This is a genomic window from Methylobacterium sp. WL6 (assembly GCF_008040095.1).
In the GTDB taxonomy this organism is placed as follows: Bacteria; Pseudomonadota; Alphaproteobacteria; order Rhizobiales; family Beijerinckiaceae; genus Methylobacterium.
Genome location: NZ_VRVH01000330.1, coordinates 1 through 4,752, shown reverse-complemented (window position 1 = coordinate 4,752; position 4,752 = coordinate 1). Strand labels below are relative to the sequence as shown.

Annotated in this window: 4 protein-coding genes; 3 read left to right on the top strand and 1 reads right to left on the bottom strand. The window is 71.1% G+C overall.

Features of this window, described 5'->3' with window-relative positions; translation table 11 throughout:
* Positions 1-616 precede the first annotated feature (616 nt).
* Together FV230_RS24780 and FV230_RS24775 are read left to right on the top strand one after the other, a co-directional pair.
* A complete protein-coding gene (locus FV230_RS24780; protein WP_147728370.1) occupies positions 617-2,401 on the top strand; it encodes a glucan ABC transporter ATP-binding protein/ permease in 1,785 nt (594 codons plus the stop codon).
* Between the two features lie 131 nt (positions 2,402-2,532).
* The gene (locus tag FV230_RS24775) at positions 2,533-2,907 is read left to right on the top strand and encodes a helix-turn-helix transcriptional regulator (RefSeq protein ID WP_147844291.1); all 375 of its coding nucleotides are present in this window, start codon (positions 2,533-2,535) and stop codon (positions 2,905-2,907) included.
* 134 nt (positions 2,908-3,041) lie between these two features.
* On the opposite strand, the gene FV230_RS24770 is transcribed toward FV230_RS24775, so the two are convergent.
* Complete coding sequence (locus FV230_RS24770) at positions 3,042-3,926, bottom strand: YihY/virulence factor BrkB family protein (RefSeq protein ID WP_147844290.1); 885 nt, start codon at positions 3,924-3,926, stop codon at positions 3,042-3,044.
* Positions 3,927-4,381: 455 nt separating this feature from the next.
* On the opposite strand from FV230_RS24770, the gene FV230_RS24765 reads away from it, so the two are divergent.
* Positions 4,382-4,752 (top strand): DMT family transporter (locus tag FV230_RS24765; RefSeq protein ID WP_147844289.1); only part of this gene is annotated, 371 nt, incomplete at its 3' end.

Sequence of the window (4,752 nt, the reverse complement as noted above, 5' to 3'; positions counted from 1 at the left end):
TGTCAGCTCCGAACACCGACCTCAGGCGCGCCCCGTGTTGCCCGGGCCCAGCGCGCTCTTCCCCCTCGAACCCGTTCCGCGGCTGCGGTCCGGGTCTTCCTTCTTCCGTCGGCGCATCCTCGATCGGGCTCGATCCCCGTGATCCGCGATGCGGTCGGGCATCCGGCGCAGCGTCGGCGCGCGAGGTTCCGGCCGGCGCCGTCGGCGCCCGATCATGTGGCCCGGGGGCCTGTGGCGCGGCCGGCCCGAACGTCGCGGTCGCGAGATCCCCGTGCACGACGCGCGATGCGAGAAATTCGCGCGCCTGCGCGCATCGCGCGCTTGTGGAGCCCTCGGGGACGAGGTTAGGAAATCTTGCTGAACGAACCGTAAAGGCCTCCCCGCAGCGCGGCGGATCCGTCAGGCGCCGTTCAGCCAGCCCCTGGCATAAGTCCCGTCGCGCCAAGCGTTTGGGAGCCCGGAGCTCGGGATTCCCGAATTCACCGTTCCGGCGATCGGACGGAGCGCGACGGAAGAAGGAAGACCCGGACCGCAGCCGCGGAACGGGTTCGAGGGGGAAGAGCGCGCTGGGCCCGGGCAACACGGGGCGCGCCTGAGGTCGGTGTTCGGAGCTGACATGTCGCTGTTTCGTCTGTACGCGCGCGTTCTGAGCCTTCTGGGCAACGACAAGCGGCTCGCCATCGGCCTCGGGTTCGCCAACGTCGCGCTGGCGGTGGCGGCCTTCGCCGAACCCCTGATCATGGGCCGCATCATCGACGGGCTGACCCACCTCAAGCGCGGCGGCAACGGCCTGCAGACCATGCTGCCGCTGATCGCGGCCTGGGTCGCATTCGGCTTCTTCACCATTGCGGCGGGCGTCGCCATCGCGCTCCACGCCGACCGGCTGGCCCACCGCAACCGCCTCTCCACCATGGCGAACTACTTCGAGCACGTCCTCGACCTGCCGCTCGCCTTCCACTCGGCGAACCATTCCGGCCGCGTGCTGAAGGCGATGCTGGAGGGCACCAACGGCATGTCGGCCCTGTGGCTCGGCTTCTTCCGCGACCACTTCGCGGCCCTGGTCTCGCTCGGCGTGCTGCTGCCGATGACGCTGTTCGTGAACTGGCAGCTCGGCTCGATCCTGCTCGTGCTGGTGCTGGTCTTCACCGCGCTGACCACCTTCGTCATGCGCCGCACCGAGACGCTGCAGGGCGAGGTCGAGTTCTACAATTCGGGCCTGGCCGCGCACGCCTCCGACGCGCTCGGCAACGTCGCCGTGATCCAGTCCTTCACCCGCGCCAAGGCCGAGAAGGACGCGATGCGCGACATCATCGGCAACCTGCTCGCCGCGCAGATCCCGGTGCTGTCGTGGTGGGCGCTGGCCAACGTCGCGACCCGCGCGTCGGCCACCATCACCATGACCGCGGTGTTCGTCACCGGCATCATGCTCTACCAGGCCGGCCAGACCTCGGTCGGCGAGGTCGTCGCCTTCATGAGCCTCGCCACCGCCCTGGTGACGCGCCTCGACCACGTGGTCGGCTTCGTCAACGGCCTGTTCCAGCAGGCGCCGAAGATCGCCGAGTTCTTCACGATCTTCGACACGGTGCCGGCCGTCCGCGACCGCTCGCACGCGGTTCAGGTCGCCCGCTTCGCCGGCGAGGTCGAGTTCGAGGGCGTCGGCTTCTCCTACGACGGCCGCCGCAAGGCGCTCGACGGGGTGTCGTTCGCGGCCCGCGCCGGCGAGACCATCGCGCTCGTCGGCACCACCGGCTCGGGCAAGTCGACGACGCTGGGCCTGCTGCACCGCAGCTTCGACCCGGGCGCCGGCGCGATCCGCATCGACGGGATGGACATCCGCGACGTCGCGGTGTCGTCGCTGCGCCACAACATCGGCGTGGTGTTCCAGGAGCCGATGCTGTTCGCCCGCTCGATCCGCGAGAACCTCCAGGTCGGCCGCCCGGACGCCACCGATGCCGAGATGCTCGACGCCCTGGAGCGCGCCCAGGCCTCCGCCTTCATGGCGCGCCAGCCCGACGGCCTCGACACGGTGATCGGCGAGCGCGGCCGCTCGCTCTCGGGCGGCGAGCGCCAGCGCCTCTCGATCGCCCGGGCGATCCTGAAGAACCCGCCGATCCTGATCCTCGACGAGGCGACGAGCGCGCTCGACGCCGCCACCGAGCGCCGCCTGCAGGGCGCGCTGGAAGCCGTGATGGAAGGCCGCACCACCTTCGTCATCGCCCACCGCCTCGCGACGATCCGCAACGCCGACCGCATCCTGGTCTTCCACGAGGGCCGCATCGTCGAGAGCGGCACCTTCGACGGCCTTGTCGCGCAGAACGGCCGCTTCGCCGAGCTCGCCCGGGCGCAGTTCATGGCCGCCGAGGCGGACGAGGGCGAAGCGGTGCTGGCTCTGGCGGCCTGAGGTCGTCCTGTTCACCGAAGACGGCGAGATCGTCGCGATCATCAAGGTGACGCCCCGGGCAAGTGCCCACGATTGAGCGGTCGATCCCCACGATGCCCGCGCCATCGCGCCCGACCAAGAAGGACGTTGCCATGAACGCGCATCGCTTCACGACACCGGCCGGCGAGCGACTCGTGATCCTGAGCGAGGCCGACTACACCGCGCTGACCCAGGCCGCCGAGGACGCGGCCGACCAGGCCGCCGTCGCGCAGTTCCGCCTGAAGCTTGCGACCGGCGAGGAGGAGCTGATCCCCGCCGAGGTCGTGGACCGGCTGCTCGGCGGCGACAACCGCATCCGGGTCTGGCGCGAGCATCGCGGGCTCACGATGGCGGCGCTCGCGGCGCAGGCCGGCATCGCCCAACCGTTCCTCTCGCAGATCGAGACCGGCAAGCGCGACGGCACCGTGGAGACCCTTCGGAGGATCGCGGACGCCCTCGCGGTCACGCTCGACGACCTCGTCGGCTGACGCCGGCGCGAGCGGCCAAAAGAAAACGGCCCGCCTCCCGTTTCGGGGAAGCTGGCCGGATGAGGTTTCGGATCACATGGAGTCCTGGGGACAACAGCCCGAGGCGGACTCGGTTCCCGGCAAAGCGTCTCGTCCTAGGCAACCGGCGGGCGCGCCTGGCGCGCGTGCATCCGCGCCCGCAGCCGGCTGCGCTTGGCCGCGATCACGGTGCCGTTGATCTCGCCGCCGAACAGGAACATCGCCGCGAGCCAGTACAGGAACACCAGGAACACCATCGCGGTGGCGAGGCCGCCGTAGGTCGAGGCGTAGGCGTTCGAGAAGCGGTCGAGGTAGAACCCGAAGCCGAGCCCGGCGAAGAACCACAGCAGCAGCGTCACGCCGATGCCCGGCAGCACCGCCAGGAACGAGCGCCGGCCGGCGGCGACGAACTTGTGGGCGATGATCAGCACCGCGGCGAGCAGCAGCGCGGTGATGCCGATCCGCGCGATCGCGACGGTGAGGCCCAGGGGCTCGAGCCCCGGCGCGACGAGAACGACGTTGCGCCAGATCAGCGGGCCGAGCACCACCAGCAGCGCGAAGGCCAGCATCGCGCAGGCGCCGCAGACGACGTAGCCGATCGATTCGAGCCGGGTCAGCCACCACGGCCGCATCTCGCGCAGGCCGTAGGCGCGGTTCAGGCCCACCCGCAGGCTCTCGACGCCGGAGGACGAGAAGTACAGCGCCAGCAGCGCGCCGACCGTCAGCACCCCGCCGCGCTGCTCGGTGAGCACCCTGTGGACCTCGCCGACGATCGGCTTGGCGACCTCCCGCGGCCACGCGTCGAAGATCAGCAGGCCGGCCTCGTCGGCCAGGGACTTGGTGCCGAGCAGCCCCGCGAGCGCCGCGAGCAGGATCAGGAACGGGAACAGCGAGGTCAGGATCGACAGCGCGATGTGGCTCGCGATCGCCCAGCCGTCATGGGAGACGAAGCGCTGCGCGGCGATGCCCGCGACCTCGAGGGCGGTGCGGAGGGGTTTCATGCCGCCCTCCCCTCTCCCCGCACGCGGGGAGAGGGCTTTGCCGACCACGTCGTCGGCAAAGCGAGGCGGCAGCCGATGGTGAGGGGGCGTCGACGGAGGAGGCTCCTTCGGGGCCGCCCCCTCACCGCCGCTCCGGCTTCGCCTGCGCTTCCCGCACGGACGACGAGGTCCGTGCGGGCCTCTCCCCGCGTGCGGGGCGAGGGGATGCGCGGTGATCGCCGAGATCCTTCCGTCAAAGCGTGTGTCACGTGCGGCGATGCTACCCGATGGAGGATGCGTTTTTTGGGATACGTGATCGCGTTCCCGTCCCCGTCAACGCGTCGAGGGCCGGGGGGCGGCGTTCGGTGCCGGGGTGAAGCCTTCGGGCAACGGCGGGGCGCCCCCTGTCCCGGGGCGGGGGCGCCCCGGCTTTTTCAGTTGTCAGCGCGGACGGCGCGTGCTGCCTGCGCGGCACCATGCCCGCCCTCCTCGCAAACGTCCTGATCCCGAGCCTGTTCGTCCTGATCTGGGCGACCGGCTTCATCGCGGCCCGGTTCGTGGCCCCCCATGCCCAGCCGCTGCCCTTCGTGGCGTTGCGGGTGATCGGCGTGGCCCTGGTGCTCGGCGCGATCGCCCTCGCGCTTCGCGCCCGCTGGCCGCGGACCCGCGCGGGATGGCGCGACGCGATGGTCGCGGGCGTGCTGATGCAGGGCTGCTACATCGTCGGCGTGTTCTGGGCGATCCATCGCGGCCTGCCCGCGGGGATCGCGGCCCTCGTCGGCAGCCTGCAGCCGCTGGCGACGGCGATGCTGGCCGGGCCGGTGCTCGGCGAGGCGGTGAGCCTGCG

Excerpts from the sequence above, each read along its gene's own strand:
- FV230_RS24780 (WP_147728370.1), top strand. The coding sequence starts at position 617 with ATGTCGCTGTTTCGTCTGTACGCGCGCGTTCTGAGCCTTCTGGGCAAC.
- FV230_RS24775 (WP_147844291.1), top strand. The coding sequence starts at position 2,533 with ATGAACGCGCATCGCTTCACGACACCGGCCGGCGAGCGACTCGTGATC.
- FV230_RS24770 (WP_147844290.1), bottom strand. The coding sequence starts at position 3,926 with ATGAAACCCCTCCGCACCGCCCTCGAGGTCGCGGGCATCGCCGCGCAG.